This is a genomic window from Rhodococcus sp. KRD162, assembly GCF_017168335.1.
Taxonomy (GTDB): domain Bacteria; phylum Actinomycetota; class Actinomycetes; order Mycobacteriales; family Mycobacteriaceae; genus Rhodococcoides.
On record NZ_JABFAU010000003.1, the window covers coordinates 321,893 to 340,782 of the forward strand.

18 protein-coding genes and 2 riboswitches are annotated in these 18,890 nt (G+C 65.8%); of the genes, 5 read left to right on the forward strand and 13 right to left on the reverse strand.

The annotated features are described in order from the left end of the window. Positions 1–11: 11 nt before the first annotated feature. Positions 12–2,267, reverse strand: a complete 2,256-nt coding sequence (gene metE / locus J1M87_RS03950) for a 5-methyltetrahydropteroyltriglutamate--homocysteine S-methyltransferase (protein WP_307830723.1) — start codon at positions 2,265–2,267, stop codon at positions 12–14. Positions 2,268–2,404: 137 nt separating this feature from the next. Further along, positions 2,405–2,615: riboswitch (cobalamin riboswitch) on the reverse strand. 236 nt (positions 2,616–2,851) lie between these two features. On the opposite strand from metE, the gene J1M87_RS03955 reads away from it, so the two are divergent. After that, the gene (locus tag J1M87_RS03955) at positions 2,852–3,940 is read left to right on the forward strand and encodes a 3-deoxy-7-phosphoheptulonate synthase (RefSeq protein ID WP_206488005.1); all 1,089 of its coding nucleotides are present in this window, start codon (positions 2,852–2,854) and stop codon (positions 3,938–3,940) included. Positions 3,941–3,986: 46 nt separating this feature from the next. On the opposite strand, the gene J1M87_RS03960 is transcribed toward J1M87_RS03955, so the two are convergent. Then, positions 3,987–4,607 carry an alpha-ketoglutarate-dependent dioxygenase AlkB gene (locus J1M87_RS03960; RefSeq protein WP_206488006.1) on the reverse strand — a complete coding sequence of 207 codons (621 nt, stop codon included), beginning with the start codon at positions 4,605–4,607 and terminating at the stop codon, positions 3,987–3,989. Positions 4,608–4,667: 60 nt separating this feature from the next. Between J1M87_RS03960 and J1M87_RS03965 the strand changes: the two genes are divergently transcribed. Further along, positions 4,668–5,093 (forward strand): VOC family protein, encoded by a 426-nt coding sequence (locus tag J1M87_RS03965; protein ID WP_206488008.1) that lies wholly within the window; start codon positions 4,668–4,670, stop codon positions 5,091–5,093. A 17-nt stretch (positions 5,094–5,110) separates the two neighbouring features. Here the strand turns inward: J1M87_RS03965 and J1M87_RS03970 are convergent, their stop codons facing one another. Further along, complete coding sequence (locus J1M87_RS03970) at positions 5,111–6,130, reverse strand: AraC family transcriptional regulator (RefSeq protein WP_206488010.1); 1,020 nt, start codon at positions 6,128–6,130, stop codon at positions 5,111–5,113. Then, a complete protein-coding gene (locus J1M87_RS03975) occupies positions 6,127–7,299 on the reverse strand; it encodes a pyridoxal phosphate-dependent aminotransferase (RefSeq protein WP_206488012.1) in 1,173 nt (390 codons plus the stop codon). The genes J1M87_RS03970 and J1M87_RS03975 overlap by 4 nt, the downstream gene beginning before the upstream one ends. A 61-nt stretch (positions 7,300–7,360) precedes the next feature. Between J1M87_RS03975 and J1M87_RS03980 the strand changes: the two genes are divergently transcribed. Beyond that, positions 7,361–8,347: an LLM class F420-dependent oxidoreductase gene (locus J1M87_RS03980; RefSeq protein WP_206488013.1), complete on the forward strand. Its 987-nt coding sequence runs from the start codon at positions 7,361–7,363 to the stop codon at positions 8,345–8,347. Position 8,348: 1 nt separating this feature from the next. On the opposite strand, the gene J1M87_RS03985 is transcribed toward J1M87_RS03980, so the two are convergent. The 3 genes from J1M87_RS03985 to J1M87_RS03995 form a co-directional block, all read right to left on the reverse strand. Then, positions 8,349–9,017 (reverse strand): DUF3239 domain-containing protein, encoded by a 669-nt coding sequence (locus tag J1M87_RS03985; protein ID WP_206488015.1) that lies wholly within the window; start codon positions 9,015–9,017, stop codon positions 8,349–8,351. Positions 9,018–9,082: 65 nt separating this feature from the next. Further along, complete coding sequence (locus J1M87_RS03990) at positions 9,083–10,738, reverse strand: DNA repair helicase XPB (protein ID WP_206488017.1); 1,656 nt, start codon at positions 10,736–10,738, stop codon at positions 9,083–9,085. Between the two features lie 88 nt (positions 10,739–10,826). Beyond that, on the reverse strand, positions 10,827–13,118 hold the full coding sequence (locus J1M87_RS03995) for a helicase-associated domain-containing protein (RefSeq protein WP_206488019.1): 2,292 nt from the start codon (positions 13,116–13,118) through the stop codon (positions 10,827–10,829). A 61-nt stretch (positions 13,119–13,179) separates the two neighbouring features. Here J1M87_RS03995 and J1M87_RS04000 point away from each other — a divergent pair, with 61 nt between their 5' ends. Then, positions 13,180–13,368, forward strand: coding sequence for a hypothetical protein (locus J1M87_RS04000; protein ID WP_008719333.1), 189 nt, complete (start codon positions 13,180–13,182; stop codon positions 13,366–13,368). A gap of 87 nt (positions 13,369–13,455) precedes the next feature. Here J1M87_RS04000 and J1M87_RS04005 read toward each other — a convergent pair whose 3' ends face one another. From J1M87_RS04005 to J1M87_RS04015, 3 genes are all read right to left on the reverse strand, one after another. Then, complete coding sequence (locus J1M87_RS04005; RefSeq protein WP_206488020.1) at positions 13,456–14,067, reverse strand: resuscitation-promoting factor Rpf1 domain-containing protein; 612 nt, start codon at positions 14,065–14,067, stop codon at positions 13,456–13,458. 8 nt (positions 14,068–14,075) lie between these two features. After that, positions 14,076–14,278, reverse strand: a riboswitch (cyclic di-AMP (ydaO/yuaA leader). Positions 14,279–14,554: 276 nt separating this feature from the next. Next, positions 14,555–14,929, reverse strand: coding sequence for a YccF domain-containing protein (locus tag J1M87_RS04010; protein WP_206488022.1), 375 nt, complete (start codon positions 14,927–14,929; stop codon positions 14,555–14,557). 2 nt (positions 14,930–14,931) lie between these two features. Beyond that, a complete protein-coding gene (locus J1M87_RS04015) occupies positions 14,932–15,150 on the reverse strand; it encodes a hypothetical protein (protein WP_206488024.1) in 219 nt (72 codons plus the stop codon). A 238-nt stretch (positions 15,151–15,388) separates the two neighbouring features. Between J1M87_RS04015 and J1M87_RS04020 the strand changes: the two genes are divergently transcribed. Beyond that, on the forward strand, positions 15,389–15,805 hold the full coding sequence (locus tag J1M87_RS04020) for a cold-shock protein (RefSeq protein ID WP_206488758.1): 417 nt from the start codon (positions 15,389–15,391) through the stop codon (positions 15,803–15,805). Positions 15,806–15,823: 18 nt separating this feature from the next. Here the strand turns inward: J1M87_RS04020 and J1M87_RS04025 are convergent, their stop codons facing one another. The 3 genes from J1M87_RS04025 to J1M87_RS04035 are packed head-to-tail and all read right to left on the reverse strand — an operon-like array spanning position 15,824 to position 18,877. Beyond that, complete coding sequence (locus J1M87_RS04025) at positions 15,824–16,336, reverse strand: DUF2771 domain-containing protein (RefSeq protein ID WP_206488026.1); 513 nt, start codon at positions 16,334–16,336, stop codon at positions 15,824–15,826. Beyond that, a complete protein-coding gene (locus tag J1M87_RS04030) occupies positions 16,333–18,006 on the reverse strand; it encodes an MFS transporter (protein WP_206488028.1) in 1,674 nt (557 codons plus the stop codon). Before J1M87_RS04030 ends, J1M87_RS04025 begins: the two co-directional genes overlap by 4 nt. A 4-nt stretch (positions 18,007–18,010) precedes the next feature. Next, positions 18,011–18,877: a glutaminyl-peptide cyclotransferase gene (locus tag J1M87_RS04035; RefSeq protein WP_374222347.1), complete on the reverse strand. Its 867-nt coding sequence runs from the start codon at positions 18,875–18,877 to the stop codon at positions 18,011–18,013. Positions 18,878–18,890 lie beyond the last annotated feature (13 nt).

The window sequence follows — 18,890 nt, forward strand, 5'->3', positions numbered from 1 at the left end:
CTCACCCGCGGTCAGCGAAGCGCCGCAGCCGCCTGCACCACATGTGTCAGTGACCGTTCGATCTCGGCCACCCCGCGGGTCTTGAGTCCGCAATCGGGATTGACCCAGAGACGCTCGGCAGGAACAGCTCTCAATGCCGCACGCAGCGACTCGGTGATCTCGTCGACGCTCGGCACCCGTGGTGAATGGATGTCGTACACGCCGGGGCCGACGCCGAGATCGAATCCGACGGAGTTGAGGTCGTCGAGTACCTCCATGTGCGAGCGAGCCGCCTCGATGGATGTCACGTCCGCGTCCAGGGCCACGATCGCGTCGATGATCTCACCGAACTCCGAGTAGCACAGATGGGTGTGGATCTGCGTTTCGTCGGACACGCCGGATGTCGCGATCTTGAACGAGTGCACTGCCCACTCCAGGTACGCAGCCGTATCGATCGCGCGCAACGGGAGTAGTTCGCGAAGGGCCGGTTCGTCCACCTGGACGATGCGGATGCCCGCTGCCTCCAGGTCGACGCTCTCGTCTCGAACAGCCAGGGCGATCTGGGCCGCGGACTCGGCGAGCGGCTGGTCGTCGCGCACGAACGACCACGCGAGAATCGTGACCGGCCCCGTCAGCATGCCCTTGACCGGCTTGTCGGTGAGGGACTGAGCGTAGGTGATCCAGTCGACGGTCATCGCCTTGTCACGGCTGACGTCACCGAAGAGAATCGGCGGACGTACACACCGAGAACCATACGATTGGACCCAACCGTTGGTCGTTGCCGCGAAACCGTTCAGCTGCTCGGCGAAGTACTGCACCATGTCGTTGCGCTCGGGCTCACCGTGCACCAACACATCGAGACCGATGTTCTCCTGCAGTGCAATGGTATTGGCGATCTCGGACTGCATCCGGCGCACGTACTCGGCGTCATCGATCTCACCCGAGCGGTGCGCGGCCCGCGCGAGTCGAATCTGGGTGGTCTGGGGATACGATCCGATCGTGGTGGTCGGCAGCGCCGGCAACTCCAGGCCCTCGGCCTGTGCCCTGCGGCGTTGCTCGGCCGGGGCGCGGTCGACGCGGATGCCCGACTCCAGTCGGGTCCGCACGGCTGCGTCGTGGACGCGTGGGTCACGGCGACGGCTCTCGCGTGCAGCACGCGCCTCGTCGAGCTCAGCGGACACCGAGTCGATGCCCTCGCGCAGCGCGCGTGCCAGCACCGTCACCTCGGTGACCTTCTCGGCACCGAACGCCAACCACGACCGGAGCGGATCGACGATATCGGTCTCGGCCGCGAGGCTGTACGGAACATGAAGCAGCGAGCAGGAACTCGATACCGCGAGCGCTCCGACGCTGCCGAGCAGGCTGCCCAGAGTCGCGAGCGCTCGGTCCAGATCCGTTCGCCAGATGTTGCGCCCATCGACGATGCCCGCCACGATGCGCTTGTGCGCGAGCGCAGGCACGCCGGCAATCTGCTCGACGGTGCCCGGTACCGTCACGTCGATCGAGAGCCCTTCGACCCCGGTCGATGCGAGCGCGGGTAGCGCGGCGCCGAGATCGCCGAAGTACGACGCCACCAGAATGGCCGGCCTGGCCTCGAGGGCGCTGAGGTAGTGGTAAGCCTGCGTGGCGCAGTCGATCTCGTCCGAGGTGCGATCGGCAACGAGCGCAGGTTCGTCCAGCTGAACCCATTCGGCACCGGCAGCGACCAAGTGCGTCAACAGCTCTGCATACAGCGGCAGGATCTCGTCGAGTCGGTCCAACAGCGGGGCTCCGCCGCCGACAGCCTTCGACAGCAGCAGGAACGTCACCGGTCCCACCAGCACGGGACGAGCCGGAACGCCCAGCGCGCGGGCCTGTTTCAGCTCGTCGAGGATCTTCTCCGGATGCAGGGAGAACACCGTGTCCGGTGCGATCTCCGGGACCAGATAGTGGTAGTTGGTGTCGAACCACTTCGTCATCTCGAGTGGTGCAACCGTGTCGTTGCCGCGGGCCGCGGCGAAGTACCGGTCCAGTTCGTTCTCGATGTCCTGCACCCGTTTCGGTAGCGCGCCGAGCATGACCGCGGTGTCGAGAATGTGGTCGTAGTACGAAAAGGTGCCCACCGGAACGGAGTCGAGGCCGGCCGCGAGCAAGCCCCTCAGATTGTCCTCGCGGAGCCTTTCGGCCACCGATTCGAGAGCGGACGCATCGAGTGCGCCTGCCCAGTAGGACTCCACGGCTTTCTTCAACTCGCGCTTCGGTCCGATTCGGGGGGACCCGAGGATCGTGGTGGTGAATTCGAATGTCACGTCGTGTTTCTCCAGGTACGTCACAGGTGGGTGGCACACCACCGAGCGTGCGAGAACCTGAGCCCCATGCGTCGGCATACGCCGAACAAGCTGCAGGTCTACTCGCCCATTCCACGGGGCGGTGAACCGCTACGCGCGGCGCGCGCAGCACAGGAGGCAGGTATTCGGACTCACAGGCACGTGATCGGAGATCACACCTACTGGCCGTCGCTTCCCAGAGAGGCTTCTCCAGTGCTCGTTGACGGCGGTCGTTCCTGCATACCGCTGCGGGACAGTCCCGGATTCTCACCGGGTTCCCTCTCACGACGCGCAAGACATCAACGCATCGCTTCGACGCCGTGGTGAACTTCGGGGCTCCTCGTGACCACCCGGCGAACCGACTGCAGGGACGAGCATAGATGCCGTCGCCGACGGTCTGTTACGGTACATCCCATGCAGCGCACGTATTTCTGGTTTAGCAGGCCGGCCCCGGGTGGGTCAGCCAGCGACGCCATGCGCTGACCTCCACCCCACGAGCCGGATGCAGACCGGCTCGAAGTGCGCGTGGAGCATGAGGGCCGGCCCGAGAACAGGAACGCCCTCTCATGACACTCTCTCTCGAAACCCCATCGCTCGACGATCAGCGAACGATCAGCATCAGCCCGCTGGCAGCGCCGTCGGTGCTGCGCCGCGAACATGCCGTCGACGACGCGATCTCGGCCACGGTCCGTACCGGCCGCGCCGGAGTCGTCGACGTTCTCGACGGCCGTGACGATCGACTGATCGTCGTCGTCGGACCGTGCTCGGTGCACGACACCGACGCTGCTCTGGACTACGCCCGGCGTCTGGCGACCATCGCGTCCGAACTGGGCGATCGACTGCACATCGTCATGCGCGTCTACTTCGAGAAGCCGCGGACGACGCTCGGTTGGAAAGGTCTGATCAACGATCCGCACCTCGACGGCAGCTTCGATATCAACTCGGGCCTGCGGGTGGGGCGTCAACTGCTGCTCGATATCTCCGCCCTCGGTCTGCCGGTCGGGTGCGAGTTCCTCGACCCGATCACCCCGCAGTACATCGCCGACCTGGTCAGTTACGGTGCGATCGGTGCACGGACCGCGGCGAGCCAGGTGCACCGTCAACTGTGCAGTGCACTGTCGATGCCGGTGGGAATCAAGAACTCGACCGAGGGCGACATTCAGGTGGCGGTCGATGGAACGCGAGCCGCTGCGGCGAGCCACGTGTTCCCCGGAACCGACCTGGACGGCCAGGGCGCTTTGATCCGCACCGTCGGAAACCCCGACTGCCATGTCATTCTGCGCGGCGGCGTCGACGGGCCGAACTACGATGCCGAGTCGGTTGCCGATACCGTCGCACGACTACGTAAGTCGGGTTTGCCCGAACGTGTGGTCATCGACGCCAGCCACGGCAACAGCCGCAAGGACCACAACAAGCAGGTCGACGTGGTCACCGACGTGGCCGCCAGGGTTGCAGCAGGTGAACACGGGATCGTCGGCCTGATGCTCGAGAGCTTCCTGATCGCCGGGCGTCAGGATCTCGAACTCGGCCGTCGCGAGGATTTGGTGTACGGACAGTCCATCACCGATGCCTGCCTCGACTGGGACACGACGGCAACACAATTGAGGGTATTGGCCACGGCCGTCGAGGAGCGTCGAAGCGCTCGCGCCGAGTGACCGAGGACCCCGCGCGTCGGCGAACAGTTTTCGAGCGAACCGGGTTTCAGCGAACTCCGCGTGGTCGGAACTGCACGCTGATGCGTGGGCCGACCGCGCGGGTCGACTTGGGGATGGCGTGTTCCCATGTTCGTTGACACGAGCCGCCCATCACCACCAGGTCGCCGTGCCCGAGTGTGAACTTCAGCGACGAGCCGCCGCCGCGAGGTCGGAGCAGGAGTTGCCTCGTGGCACCGAGCGATACGATCGCCACCATCGTGTCCTCGGTGGCGCTGCGTCCGATGTTGTCGCCGTGCCAGGCGACGCTGTCGGATCCGTTGCGGTAGTAGCACAGTCCGGCGGTGGCGAAGGATTCGCCGAGCTCGCTGCGGTAGTGATCGTCGAGAACATCGCGTGCGGTGTACAGCGCGGTATCCGGCCACCGCTCCCGCTCGGCGTAGAACCGAACCAGACGCGGCACGTCGACCACCCGGTCGTACATCTGCCTGCGCTCGGCGCGCCAGTCGACGGCGTGTACGAGTGACTCGAACAGGTTGGTATCGGACAACCAGCCCGGGCGCACGTCCACCCAGGCTCCGCGGGTCAGCTCACGGCGGGTGACCGAATCCAGCGTTCCGACGCCACCGTCGTCCTCACCGAACAACGAGCCCTGCATCGCGATCGACATGACCTCCACCGTATCGAACAGGTGTTCCCATTTCCAGTGAGCGGCGGTATGGTCTCGCGTATGGGGTACCGATTTCAGGTCGTGGTGGACAGCGCGGAGCCGCATGCACTCGCGGCGTGGTGGGCGCAGACTCTGGGCTGGCAGCTCGAACCCAGCAACGAGGACTTCATTCGCGAGATGGTCGCCGTAGGCCGTGCCCGCGAGGAGGATACGACCACTTTCGAAGGAGTTCTGGTGTGGCGGGCCGGTGCGGCCATCGTCGATCCCGAGTCACCCGGCACCCCGCGGGTGCTGTTCCAGTCGGTGCCCGAACCCAAGTCGGTGAAGAACCGCCTGCATCTGGACATCCGTGTCGGCGAGGAGCGCGAGAGCGTGGTCGCCTCGCTGGAAGAGCGCGGTGCGTCGGTACTGCATCGGGGGAACCAGGGCGCCAGCATCTGGATCACGATGATCGATCCCGAGGGCAACGAGTTCTGCGTCGGCTGAGCTACAGATATGCGCTGTCACCGATAGGCGCTGGGAGTCTGGCCGGTCCAGCGTTTGAAGGCTCGGCGGAACGCACTCGGCTCGGAGAAACCGAGACGGGTCGAGATGTCGTCGACGCTGTCGCCGCGGCTGAGTCCGGATATCGCTGCATCGCGCAGCACTTCTTCTCGTATCTGGTTGATGGAGGTGCCCTCCTGGCGGAGGACGCGCCGCAGGTGCGGCGGGCTGATGTTGAGCATTTCCGCGATGGCCTCGGTTCCCGGTGCGCCGCCTTTGAATCCGGTTTCGAGAGCGCGGCGAACCTGGCTCGATGCGGTGCTGTCGTAGTCTCGGGACGAGAAGAGCAGATTAGGTGACTCCGCGAGATACTCGGCGAGAGTGTCCTCGGTCTGCACGATCGGTGCGCGCATGACCGCATTGTCGAATTCCAATGTGGCACGGTCGGTTCCGAATTCCACCCGGGTGCCGAAGATCGCGTCGTACATTTTGGCGGCCTCCGACCCCGGAAACTCGTACGGCAGTTGCACCGACAGCAGCTTGACCCGGTTGCCGATGAGCCAGGCAGCGAATCGGTGCAGCAGAATCAACAGGAAGTCGGTCAGCAGTCGCTCGGCGAGTTCGTTGGCCTCGGCGCTCAGATCGTTGGTGGCGTGGACGTGCACCGTCAACACCGTCGAGTCCTCGGTTCTGTTCAGCATCATCGGCTGGACCGGAATCAGCACGCGCATCGTCTCGGACATCCGGGTCAGCGCGGCCGATAGATTCTCGGTGTGAATGAGGGTCTGGCACACCACCCGAAAGGTGCCGCGCCGCACCGGTACTGCGGCGAGGCCGAACAGCTCGTCACCGGTCATCGCCCAGACCGCCTTGGTGAACGAGGTGACCTGTTCGGTGGTCAGGCGTTTCGTCGGGTCGTCGAGGATGGAGGTTGCGATGTCGGCCATCGACAACGGGTAGGTCAAGTCCGCCCCACCGCTCGCTGCGAGGTCGACGGCCTTTCGGATGAAATACGCCGGAATGGTGGGCTGGGGAGTCACAATTTCCGTAGCCTCTCGGCGGCCTCGGCAAGCACCTCGTCCTGCTTGCAGAATGCGAAGCGCACCAGTGATGTCCATTGGGCTGGCTCGTCGACGAACGCCGTGACCGGAACTGCCGCGACACCCACCAGTTGCGGCAGTGACCGGCAGAATTCGTAGGCGTCACCGCGCCCGAACGACGCGATATCCGCGCACACGAAATAGGTTCCCGCGCTGTGCTTCACATCCGCTCCAGCGGCGGACAGCGCAGCCGAGAGCGTGTCTCGTTTGCGTTGGAGCCCGTCGCGCATCGCCGCTATCCACGCCTGTTCGTGCTCGAGTGCGTACGCAACTGCTGGCTGGAAAGGAGTGCCGCCGACGAAACTCATGAACTGCTTGGCGGCGCGGACAGCGTCGATCAGAGCGGCAGGGCCCAGCGCCCAACCCGTCTTCCACCCGGTGGCATTGAAGGTCTTCGCTGCACTCGACACGGTGACGGTGCGCTCGAACATTCCCGGCAGTGTCGCGATCGGCGTATGTACCCCGCCGTCGAACACGAGGTGTTCGTACACCTCGTCGGTGAGCACGAGCAGATCGTGGGCCGTTGCGATCTCGGCGATGCGGACCATGGTGGCGCGGTCGAAGACCGTACCCGTCGGATTGTGTGGGGAGTTGACGATCAGCATGCGCGTGCGCGGCCCGACGGCGCGTTCGAGGGCATCGGTATCGACGGTCCACCCCGCCCCGTCGGCGACCAATGGTACGGAGGTGCGCGTGGCACCGGCGAGGGCGATGGCGGCTGCGTAGGAGTCGTAGAACGGCTCTATCAGAAGGACCTCGTCACCCGGTTCGATCAATCCGAGCAGGGTTGCCGATATCGCCTCGGTGGCACCGACGGTGACGAGCACCTCGGAATCGGGGTCGTAGCCGAGCCCGAATCGCCGCTCGCGGTCGGCGGCGACAGCGCGGCGCAGTACCGGCATGCCGGGGCCGGGGGAGTATTGGTTGAGCCCCTGTGCGATGGCTTCGCGTGCCGACTCGAGCATGGCGGGCGGCCCGTCGGTATCGGGAAAGCCCTGCCCGAGATTGACGGCGTCGGTGGCCACGGCCAGGGCCGTCATCTCGGCGAAGATCGTCGATGCGAACGGGCGCAGGCGCGCGACGGTGCGCGAGGGCGGCATCTCGGACATTCCTGCAGCGTAGTTCACAGTGCGGAGCCGAATATTCGGGCTGCGTCTGTACTGTGCTGTCATGCGATTCGGATTGTTCGTTCCACAGGGCTGGCGGCTGGATCTGGTCGGTATCGATCCCGCTCGGCACTGGACGGTGATGCGCGATCACGCGCTCGCCGCGGAGGCCGGACCATGGGAGTCCCTGTGGGTGTACGACCACTTCCACACCGTTCCCACGGCCACCGACGAGGCGACGCACGAGGCCTGGTCGCTGATGTCTGCGTTGGCCGCGAGTACTTCCCGGATCAGGCTCGGCCAGATGTGCACCGCGATGTCGTATCGCAATCCGGCCTATCTCGCCAAAGTTGCTGCCACGGTGGACATCATTTCCGGAGGTCGCGTGGAGATGGGTATCGGCGGGGGCTGGTACGAACACGAGTTCCGCGCCTACGGCTACGGTTTCCCCTCTGCTGGAGAACGATTGGGACGGCTGGACGAGGGCGTTCAGATATTCACTCAGGCCTGGACGACCGGCGAAGTCTTTTTCGACGGAAAGCACTACCGGATCGACGGTGCCGTGGTGCGTCCGCTGCCGCTGCAGGAGGGCGGAATTCCGCTGTGGATCGCGGGCGGCGGCGAGAAGGTGACGCTGAGGATCGCGGCGAAATACGCGAAGTACACCAACTTCGACGGAACCCCCACCGGGTTCGCGGCCAAATCGGCCCTGCTGCGCGAGCACTGCTCCGCCGTGGGCACCGACTTCGATGCCATCGTCCGCTCGGCGAACTACAACGTGATCATCGGCGCGACCGAGGCCGAGGTGGAGGACAAGCTCCGCGCGCTCGAGAGTCGGCTCACCGAGTACGTGGGTGCGGACAAGGCGGCGGGAGCTCTGACGGCATTTCGCGGCATGCCTGCCGTCGGCACTGCCGAACAGATCGTCCGGAATCTGACGGCGCTGCAGCAGCAGGGGATGACCTACGGCATCTTCTACTTTCCCGAGGCTGCCTACGACCGTTCCGGTATCGAACTGTTCGAGCGCGAGGTCATCGGGGCGCTGGGGTAGATCAGCGCAGGTCCTCGGGTAGCTCCGCTCGATCGATGAGCAGTTGCTGGTTCTTGGACGTGCGCACCTTCTCCGACAGTCCGATGTTGGCATGCAGCAACGCCCATTCGCCCTCGGTGATGGCATCGGTTGCGCGGGCGAGGACCGCCTGGTCGGTGGTGCCCCAGGCAATGGGCATCACCGAGACCAACTGCCACGTCCGCCCGCCCTTGTTTCTGCCGCGATCGGCGAGTACCGACACCGAGGGCACCTGGGCACCGCGTTCCATGGCGTGGCCGGGGAGCGCGCGGACTCTGCGGGTGATCAGCACGTAGTACGGTTCGTCCACCCCGGGCTTCCCGATATCGATCAGCGCGAGCAGCAGCGCACCGTCCGGTAGCTTCTCGGCCACCACCGAAGGGACCAGATCGCCTGCGGCATATCGTGATTCGATGGAGCCCATCTTGCGAGGTGCCCACACCATCACCCACAGCGAGGTGGCCGCACCGATGCAGAACACCGCACCGAGGATGTAGGACCACGCTGTGGCGATCCAGATGAACCATGCTCCGAGGGCGATCAGGAAGACTGCCGTGACCGCTGCGGAGGTGCGTAGCCGGCGAAGCTCGGTGAACGTCTCGTTGACCGACTTCGCATGGGCTACGTCTACGGGGAACTGGAACTTGCGCACAGGGCTATTCCTAACACGCCGAGGATGCGTGCGTCCTACCACGACGGCAATGCGGACGCGTGGACTCAGATCGCCGGGCCGAGCAGATCGTCTGCGTCGGTGATGCGGTACGCATAACCCTGCTCGGCGAGGAAACGCTGCCGGTGTGCGGCGTACTCGGCGTCGAGGGTGTCGCGCGAGACCACCGAGTAGAAGTGTGCCTGACCGCCGTCGTGCTTGGGCCTGAGTAGGCGGCCGAGACGCTGCGCTTCTTCCTGCCGGGACCCGAACGTTCCCGAAACCTGAACTGCCACCGATGCTTCGGGGAGATCGATCGAGAAGTTCGCGACCTTGCTGACGACCAGGGTCTGGATCTCGCCCTTCCGGAAGGCCTCGAAGAGCACCTCGCGTTCCTTGTTCTTGGTCGAGCCCTGGATCACCGGCGCGTTCAGCGCTTCACCCAGCTCGTTGAGCTGATCGAGGTACGCACCGATCACCAAGGTCGGCGCATCCTGATGCTTGTCGAGAATCGACTTCACGACGGCTGTCTTCGTGTGGGCCGTCGAGCACAATTTGTAGCGCTCCTCGGGTTCGGCGACGGCGTACGCCATGCGCTCGGCGTCGGTGAGGGTGACGCGGACCTCGATGCACTCCGCCGGGGCGATCCAGCCCTGAGCTTCGATGTCCTTCCACGGCGCGTCGTAGCGCTTGGGTCCGATCAACGAGAACACGTCACCCTCGCGGCCGTCCTCTCGCACGAGCGTCGCCGTCAGGCCGAGGCGCCGACGCGATTGCAGGTCTGCCGTCATGCGAAACACCGGAGCTGGGAGCAGGTGCACCTCGTCGTAGATCACCAGACCCCAGTCGCGGGAATCGAACAGCTCGAGATGCTTGTATTCACCCTTGGTGCGACGCGTGATCACCTGGTACGTGGCGATTGTCACAGGGCGAATCTCCTTGCGCTCGCCCGAGTACTCGCCGATTTCCTCCTCGGTGAGCGAGGTGCGCGCAATGAGCTCGCGCTTCCACTGCCGACCGGCGACGGTGTTGGTCACCAGAATCAGCGTGGTGGCCTTCGCTCTGGCCATCGCGGCCGCGCCGACCATCGTCTTGCCTGCGCCGCAGGGAAGCACCACCACGCCGGAGCCGCCGGCCCAGAACGAATCCGCCGCCATCTCCTGGTAATCGCGCAGAGTCCAGTTGCCGCCCTCGGTGTCGAGCTCGATGGGGTGCGCTTCGCCGTCGACGTAGCCGGCGAGATCCTCGGCCGGCCAGCCGATCTTGAGCAGCATCTGCTTGAGGTGGCCGCGCTCGCTGGGGTGGACGATGACGGTGTCCTCGTCCACCTGTGCGCCCAGCATCGGGGCGATCTTCTTGTGGCGCATCACTTCGGTGAGCACTGCGCGGTCGAGACTGATCAGTGCCAGGCCGTGGATGGGGCTCTTGACCAGTTGCAAGCGGCCGTAACGGGCCATGGTGTCGACGATGTCGACCAGCAGGGGCTGCGGTACCGCGTACCGGGAGAAATTCACCAGGGCGTCGACCACCTGCTCGGCGTCGTGGCCGGCCGCTCGCGCGTTCCACAGGGCCAGCGGGGTGATGCGGTAGGTATGGACGTGCTCGGGGGCACGTTCGAGCTCCGCGAACGGTGCGATGGCCGCCCGCGCTGCGCCCGCGAGTTCGTGATCGATCTCGAGCAACAGCGTTTTATCGGACTGGACGATCAGCGGGCCGTCGGTCACGGTTCCTCCTAGAGACTTCTGCTGCGCCCGAAAGAGCGCAACTTCTCCATTGTCCACAGGTAGGGGCGTGCGTGCACGCGAGCCCGGACTAGTCGACCAGAGCGACCGAGGTGATGCGGTGCAGGGTGAAGCGCCGAACGCCTCCGGTGGCGGGGTCGAAGGCATCGAGTTGGCCGCCGCCGATACTGATCGGATCGACGATGCGATGGCTCGCGACACCCTGTGCGTCGACGTAGCCGATACTGACGCTGCGCTTGACCTTGGCCGCGGTCTGCAACAACGTGATCGTCGCGGTGTTGCTGGCGCGGCTGCCGTCGGCGCGCACCACCGGGCCGCCGTTGCCTGCCGCTCGGTCGGCCGCCCGCATCCCACGCACCAACGAACCCAACTGTTCCTCGGTGGGGACCGCCGGTGTGCGGTAGTTCTGGCGCGGACGCCGCGCCGATACCCGTGCTCCGCGAGCTCGGAGATCGACGATGGTGCCCGACGCATCCTCCCCCGCGGGAGCGAATCCGGCCCCGGCCAGCACCGTGAGCACCTCGGCGAGTGGTGCCTGTGAGATCGCGACAGTCGGGGCAAGGGCGCGCAGAGCCAAGGATTCGGCGGCGGCCGAGGCCATCACCTCGGCCAGCAATGCCGGGTCCTCGCAGCGAACGAACGCCGCGGCGACACCCGCCCTCAGTCGGCCGTGCCGACGTGCCACATCGTCGATCAGATAGGTCAGGGCCTGCGGAACCGGTGTCCTCGAATGGGTCGTGAACAAGGCGTGCAATTCCGATGCGGTCAAACCCACATCGAGGGCGCGGCGCAGGCTGGTGTCGCTGATCCGATACATGGTCGCTGCCCCGGCCGATTCGACATCGGCGACGAGTTCGATCCGATCGTTCAGCTCCGGTTCGAGCGGCCCGGGTGCGACCAGCGTGAGGTCGGCCTGCACCAGGACGTAGTCGATCGGCTCGGGGAGTGCCGCGCGCATATCGGCCTCGGCATTGCCGTCGTGCAGCAAGGATCGGCCCGGTGTCGACATCGCGCCGCGGCCGACGATGCCGAGCGCGGTTGCTTCTGCGATGACGTGTCGGACGGGTGTCACACCGAAGCGTCCGGACCATCGGGGGCGACGCCACGCCAGGGTTCGGGCGAGGTCGGCAGGCGTCGCCGAGTGGCCGCTACCGAGTTCGGCGAGCAATTCGAGGATCATCCGTCGGTCCCGTGGTGCGGCCGGCGAGCGAACCTCCTCGGACAGGGCAGCGATGGGCTTGTCGTTGGGGTCGCGCATTCCGATCACCCACGGAGCCCTCGGCACCTCGAGCCAGGCGGAGGCGAGCGTGTGCCATCGGGCCGCCGGAGTGGCACCGAGCCAGGCTTCCACCGCGGGAGTCGGTGCCCAGTAGTCGTCGCCGGTGTCGGACTCGGGGACGGGATCCGGTGTTCCGCTCGAGATGAGCTGGGCTGCGGCCAGTAGTTCGACGAGGATGCCGACTCGGTCGTCGTCGAGCCCGGTGGCTTTGCTGATCTTGCGGAGCTCGCGCACTCCCAGCCCTCCCGCCTTGAGGGCAGGGGCAGGCGAATTCGACAGGGCCTCGATGACCAGGACGCAATGCCTGCCGAGCTCGAGCGCCTCGCCCGCGGCAGCGGCATCGACGTCGGCGAGGGAATGGGTGTCGGTGGTGAGGGTGGGCTCGGCGAGCGAGCGTGGGTCCGACATCGGCTCGCCGCGAAGGATCTGCCCTACCTGGACGGGCAGTTCGACGGTTTGCTCGTCCAACCAGAGCAGCAGGCCTGCGGCGAGCAGTTTCTGGACCGGTCGGTCGGGGGCAGTGCCCGGTGCCGCGTCTCGCGTGCGCCCGGTCGGGGAGGATCTGGCGAGGGTGTCGAGCAGGCTGCGTTCCCCGTCACCGAGTTCGGCGAGGGCAGCGGTGATGTGCGATTCGGTGAGGTTGTCCACCGGGTCGAGTGCGCGGCCGATGCGCCACGGCACCGCGTCCACCGCGGCGGCGCTGATCCGGAACCCCGACGCATCGCCCCACACCAACAATCGTTCGCGGAGCCGGGCGAGGGCCTTGTCCACGCTCTTGGCCGGCGCACGTTTGGCGACGACGGCGAGCAGTGCGGCGCGGGTGACGGGTCGCTCGTAGGCCTCTTCGATGGCGAGGATCTCGAGTACGGTCAGCGCGAGTGTGTCCAGGGTGTCCGCGGTGTGCAGGATCGACCGGCGCTGCTCGGCGCGTCCGGCGAGCACGGACAGCGAGGCGGGCGGCGGCGCGGTCAGATCCGGACGCAGCGACATGGCCCTGATCAGCTCGGCGTCGGAGCGAGCTGCGATCCACTGAGGGAGATCAGGGGGCGTGTCGGTGGGTCGTGGCGCAGTCGTGTCGGTCATCGTCTATCAGATTAGAGACCTGGACTGGTGCTCGCCGCAGGGCAGGTGTCAAAATGGGCGCATGGTGAACAAGTCGAAGAAGCCCTATGTCGATCCAGGCTGGCCGGAAACCGCTCGCGGTGACCACGCGGTGACCGAACTCTCGTCCGCTCGATCGGGTGGCTTGTCGCCCTTCGGCGAGGACACCGAGTTCCCGCTGCCCGTCGAAGACCTGCCGTACGCCCATCCGGTGACCGTGGTCAATCGCTGATTGCTGCGCTCCACTACGGAGAAAGCCCCCGACATCGAATCGATGTCGGGGGCTTTTCTCGTACGAGCGGGAAACCGTCTCGGGCACTTACTGGGGCAGGAATGCCTTGTTGGCCTGGTAGAAGTCCACGATCTGCGGATCGAGCTGGATGCCCTGCGCGGCGTTCTGGATGAACGAGGCGATCTGCGGATCGTTGGTGATGTTCTGGACGGCGGTGACGATGCCGTTGACGACCTCGGCGGAGCTGTCCACTGCCGGTACGGAGGACAGATCGGGGAGTGCGGGAACCTCCGGTGCCTTGGGGGTGACCGGAACGCTGCGCTCGGTCGGCGCGCTGTTCAGGCCGAGGCTCGAGGAGCAGGACGGCCATGCGCCCCAACCCTGTGAGTCGAGGACCTTCTCGGCGACTGCGATCTGCTCTTCACGGCTGGCCTGGTTGGCCGTGGCCGCGTACTGCTGACCGCCGTGCGCGTTCCAGGTGCTCGGGGAGAACTGCAACCCGCCCTGGTAACCGTTGCCGGTGTTGATGGCCCAGTTGCCGCCGGCTTCGCACTGTGCAAGGCGATCCCAGTCGGAATCCGGTGCCGCGTTCGCGGTGCCGGCGAAGGCGATGCCTGCGGTGCTCATGATGGCTCCGGTGACGGCGACCTTGGCGACGGTCTTGCCAGTGGTGCTCGGCTTGCGATGACGTCCGCTCATACGAGTTGAAATCCTCTCCACACGCGCCTGCGAGGTCAGCTGTCGGGTTCGGGCTGAGAGGTAGCCCGGCCTGCTCGGTCACTGCAGTTTCAGTGGCCAATTGGGCTTCACCCCAAGGGAAGTCGGTGCGGCTTCGTGAGTCGCGACAACTTCCCGGTTGTCCCTGGAGGACGTGGGTCCCCCGTCCTCGTCCCCTGGGTGATCATCGAGGGTGTTCCGGTGCCCGCGGGACGAGGTTTGGCGCTGCGGGTCGGAATTCGGCCGAACTTTCCGGCCGCTGATGACCGTACTGAAATTCCCGGCCCACGTCACTATTTGGTAACTGTCGATTTCGCGTCGGGACGGGAGGGGCGTGTGCGGTCGTTTCGGGTCGGCCGAGTCTGCCCAGCTAGTGGGCGTGCCAGCCGATGAACCCCGGTCCGTTGCCGGTCTGTTACCTCAGCGTTATGTGATGGAAGTCACATTCGACTCGAGTCGTCTTCGCGTGTCACGGAATGGCAACGATGTCTTTGCCGAGGGGCATCAGCGACACGGGGATCAACTTCAGGTTCGCTATCGCCAACGGGATGCCGATGATGGTGATGGCCATCGCGATCGCGGTGATCACGTGCATCAACGCCAGCCACCACCCGGCGAGAACCAGCCAGAGCACGTTTCCGACGAGCGCACCGGCACCGGACCCCGGTTTGTCGACGATCGTGGACCCGAACGGCCACAGGGCGTACACCCCGATGCGAAACGACGCGATGCCGAACGGAATGGTCACGATGAGAATGCACAGCACGATGCCGGCGAGGAAATACCCCAGCGCCAGCCACAGCCCGCCGAAGATCAGCCAGATCACATTCAGAATCAACCGCATCGTCAGCGCGCCCTTCGTCCGGATGCCAGCGCGTACACCAGTGCCAGCACGAATCCTGCCGGTGCCGAGAACATGGCGGTGAGATACAGGCTCAGTGGCGGCTTGGCGTCGGAGAAGACCGGAAACAGCAGTATCGCGATGATGGCGACGAGGCCGATCGCGAACAATGCCAGCGCGATGCGGAGCAGAACGGTGCTGCTCTTACGAGTCGGTGTGTCCACCGCTACCACGGTAGTGCGAAGTGCGGGGCCGTGACGCGCGGTGCGAGGAAGAACTCGAATGCTCGATCCGGGCCTGCCGCGCTAGACTGGTGCATTCGCGTCCTACGTTCTCGTGGGGCGCGAATCTTGTGCGGACCGCGCCTCGGAACAGTCGCGGGTCCGAACAGCCGTGGACTCGACAACGAGAGTCCACGAGCTACGCAACATCGAAACAGCAACAGATGAACGGGTGAGCTCAGTGCCGACCGGCAAGGTGAAGTGGTACGACGTCGACAAGGGATTCGGATTCCTCTCGCAGGAGGAAGGCGAGGACGTCTATGTGCGTTCGTCGGCGTTGCCCGAAGGCGTCGAGGGCCTCAAGGCCGGTCAGCGCGTCGAATTCGGCATGGCCGCGGGCCGTCGGGGACCACAGGCTCTGAGCTTGAAGGTGCTCGAGCCGGCACCGTCGGTGCGCCAGCAGACCGGAAGCTCACGTCGCGAACCCGTCGAGCGCAAGCACACCCCCGACGAGCTGCACGGGATGGTCGAGGACATGATCACCCTGCTCGAGGCGACGGTGCAGCCCGAGCTACGCAAGGGCAAGTACCCGGATCGCAAGATCGCGCAGCGCATCTCCGAGGTGGTTCGCGCCGTCGCCCGAGAGCTCGACAGCTGAGCCCGGCCGGCACGCGTCCTAGGGGCGCGTGCCGATCGACCAGATGGCGTGGCTGACGAAGCCTTCCTGATTGGTGTCGGTGTCGATGATGCCGGTGGGCAGACGAACTTCGATGCCGAGCAGAGTGCGGTCGGCATCGTCGGACGTGGGGACGGTGACACTGTGCCTCGTTCCCGGCTCGTTGAACTGTGTGTTCTCCACCACGATCCCGCTCGCGTCGCCGTAGACCACGGCGAGTACCCATGGTGCCGAGTAGATGGACTCGGGAAGCGAGAGCTGAACCGTGCGGGCCTTTCCGATGCCGATCTCGGCGGTCTCACCCACGTTGTCGCACAGTGGGTCGCTGACAGCGCAGTAGAGGTATGGCTCGACCACGACGGTGTGCCCGTCGGAGTACGCGGTCACGGTCGGTTCCCGGTCCGGCGCATTGCCGATCAGCAGGGCGAGTACCGCGACGAACGCGACAACGATGACGAGTAGACCTGCGGCGATGATGCCGGCGATCTTCTTGGTGCGGGGAGCGAGATTCACTTGGTCACGTTTTCGCCGTAGGAGCTGTCGGACATTTCTTGCGCGACGTGGTCGGGGCGGTTGCCGCCGAACCCGGGCAGAAGCGATCTGCCGCGGTAGGTGAGGAATGTCTGCACGAGGCCGATCGTAAGCAACACCGATACAACGGTGAAACCGAGCCAGTATTCGGTGGGCAGCAGAACGCCGAGGGTTCCGCCGAGGACCCAACACAGCTGCATGACGGTTTCCGATCGGCCGAATCCCGAGGCGATGGATTCCGGCGGCAGATCTGCCTGCAGTGACGCGTCGAGGGAGACCTTGGCCAGTGCGCTCGCGGTCGACGCGACGAGAGCGGCCACGGCTGCAGTGAGCAGGCTGTCGGTGACGGCGGCGACGACGGCCACCGCCGTGACCGCGGCGGTGCAGCGCAGGACCACCAGCGACGGTCGACCGAGCTTGATCCTGGCACCGATCGCATTGCCGGAAAAGTTGCCGAGTGCCGCAGCAGCTCCGACGAGTCCGAGCATCGCGGCCTGCTGGAGCGGCTCGTGCTCGGTCCGGGATTTGGCGACGAACGCAATGTAGAGCGTGAGGAACCCGGTGAGAATCCGGATGGTGCCGTTGCCCCACAGTCCGACGATGACGGCCCTGCCCAAAGGCTGTCTGCGGTTCTTGGCACCGGAGTCGGGGGACGGCGGTGTGCGGCGGAGATGCTCGGTCGGTGCATCGCTTCCGGGGAACGCGTTGCCGCCGTGCTGGTCGGGGTGGTAGCCGAGGGTGGCGGGCACCTCCCCCTCGGTGATCTCCACCCAGGACGGAATCCGCATGCTGAGGTATCCGCCGAGGACGGTGATCGCGGCGACGAACCACAGTGCCCCGGGCGAGTCGGCGACGAACGCGATGCCGCCGGCCACGGCACCTGCCGCGATGGTTCCGCCGAGCAGGCCGAACACCGTCAGTCGCGAGTTGACGCGGACGAGATCGATCTCGGGCGGCAACACGCGCGGTGTAACCGCGCTCTTGAGCACCGCGAAAGACTTGCTGAGAACGAGCATGCCGAGCGCAGCGGGATACAACACCCAACTGTCGAAGTTGAACACCAGCACCACCGCCAGCACGGTGCGCAACCCGAACGACGTGGCCAGTGCGATGCGTCGGCCGTGCTGCAGACGGTCGAGCAAGGGCCCGATCAATGGCGCGATCAACGCGAAAGGTGCGATGGTGATGACCAGATACAGGGCGACCTTGGTCCTGTCCTCACCGGCGGCGGCGGAGAAGAACAGTGTGTTGGCCAAGGCGATCGCCAACGCGGCGTCCGAGGCGAAGTTCGCCATCGTCGCGTAGGTGAGCGCCGTCAGACCGGACTTGTCGGCACCGTCGGCCTTTGCGGCCCGCTGGAACGATGCGATGCCCTTGCCGGTGAGCTCGCGCCCCCGCATCGCGGCGACCCGGGTGACGGTCAGCTTCTTCGGCATCGGCGGTGGCTTGCGGCCACCGGATCGTCCACGCGGCGGGATGATCCGTTCGGTCCGCGGTGGATGCAGGGGCGGCAACGGCTCACGACGGCTCGGAACGTGGGTGGACGCGAGTGGCGCTGCGGGTGGGTAGTTGGCCAAACCCGGGTGCTCAGGGCTGTCCTGGCCTGAGTCGTCCGCACCCGACGGGGTGTGGGGGAGACGGGGATCGGTCACGGGTTCAATTCTGTCCTACCGGCGCGGAAGAGGTGAATCGCACCTCGAAGATCTTGGGCCAGAACTTGCCGGTGACGAGGAATCGGTCGGTGCCCGGGATCTGCGCGATGCCGTTGAATACATCGGCTCCCGTGCGATCGGCGGCGGACATCGAGTTCCACAGCGGCGTGCCGTCGATGACGGCCGTCACCTTTCCGCTGGTGGGGTCGATGCGCATGATGTCGAAGCTCTGCCACACGTTGGCGTAGACCGATCCGTCATCGGCGCACTCGAGCTCGTTGAGCCGTTCGACCGGATTGCCGTCGAGGGTGACGTCCACGGACGCCTCGGCGTCGAAGGACGTGGGGTCGCGGAAGGTCAGGGTGGAGGTGCCGTCGCTCATCACCAGGCGTTCGGCCGAGCTGTCTGGGCGCTCTGTGCTCGATCGCTCGGTGCACAGCCCCCAGCCTTCGCCGTCGTAGCTGACTCGACGCTGTTCGGCGAGCGTGTCCCGGTCCCGCGCGATCGCGACGCCGTTGCGCCAGGTGATCTGCCACAGCGTGTCACCGTCGACGGTGATGCCCTCGCCGAACAGGTCGGACGGCAGATCCACCCGATCGAGTTCGGTCATGTCGTCGAGGGAAGTGCGCCGAACGAACGACGAGCCCTCGAGCCCGGTGCCCTCGTAGAGCACGCCGCCGTCGATCTCGAAGCCCTGGGTGAACGCGTCGTCGCCCCGGTCGTACTCGCGTACCACCTCTGGCGTCAGCCGTGGAACCGAATCCGAGGTGATGGTCGACGCCGTCGCCGGGGAATCCGGCGTCGACGAGCAGGCACCGGCCGCCAGTAGAGCGGACAGGGCGGCGGCGAAGGCACGAGCGCGGGCGGTCATTGCATCCATGATG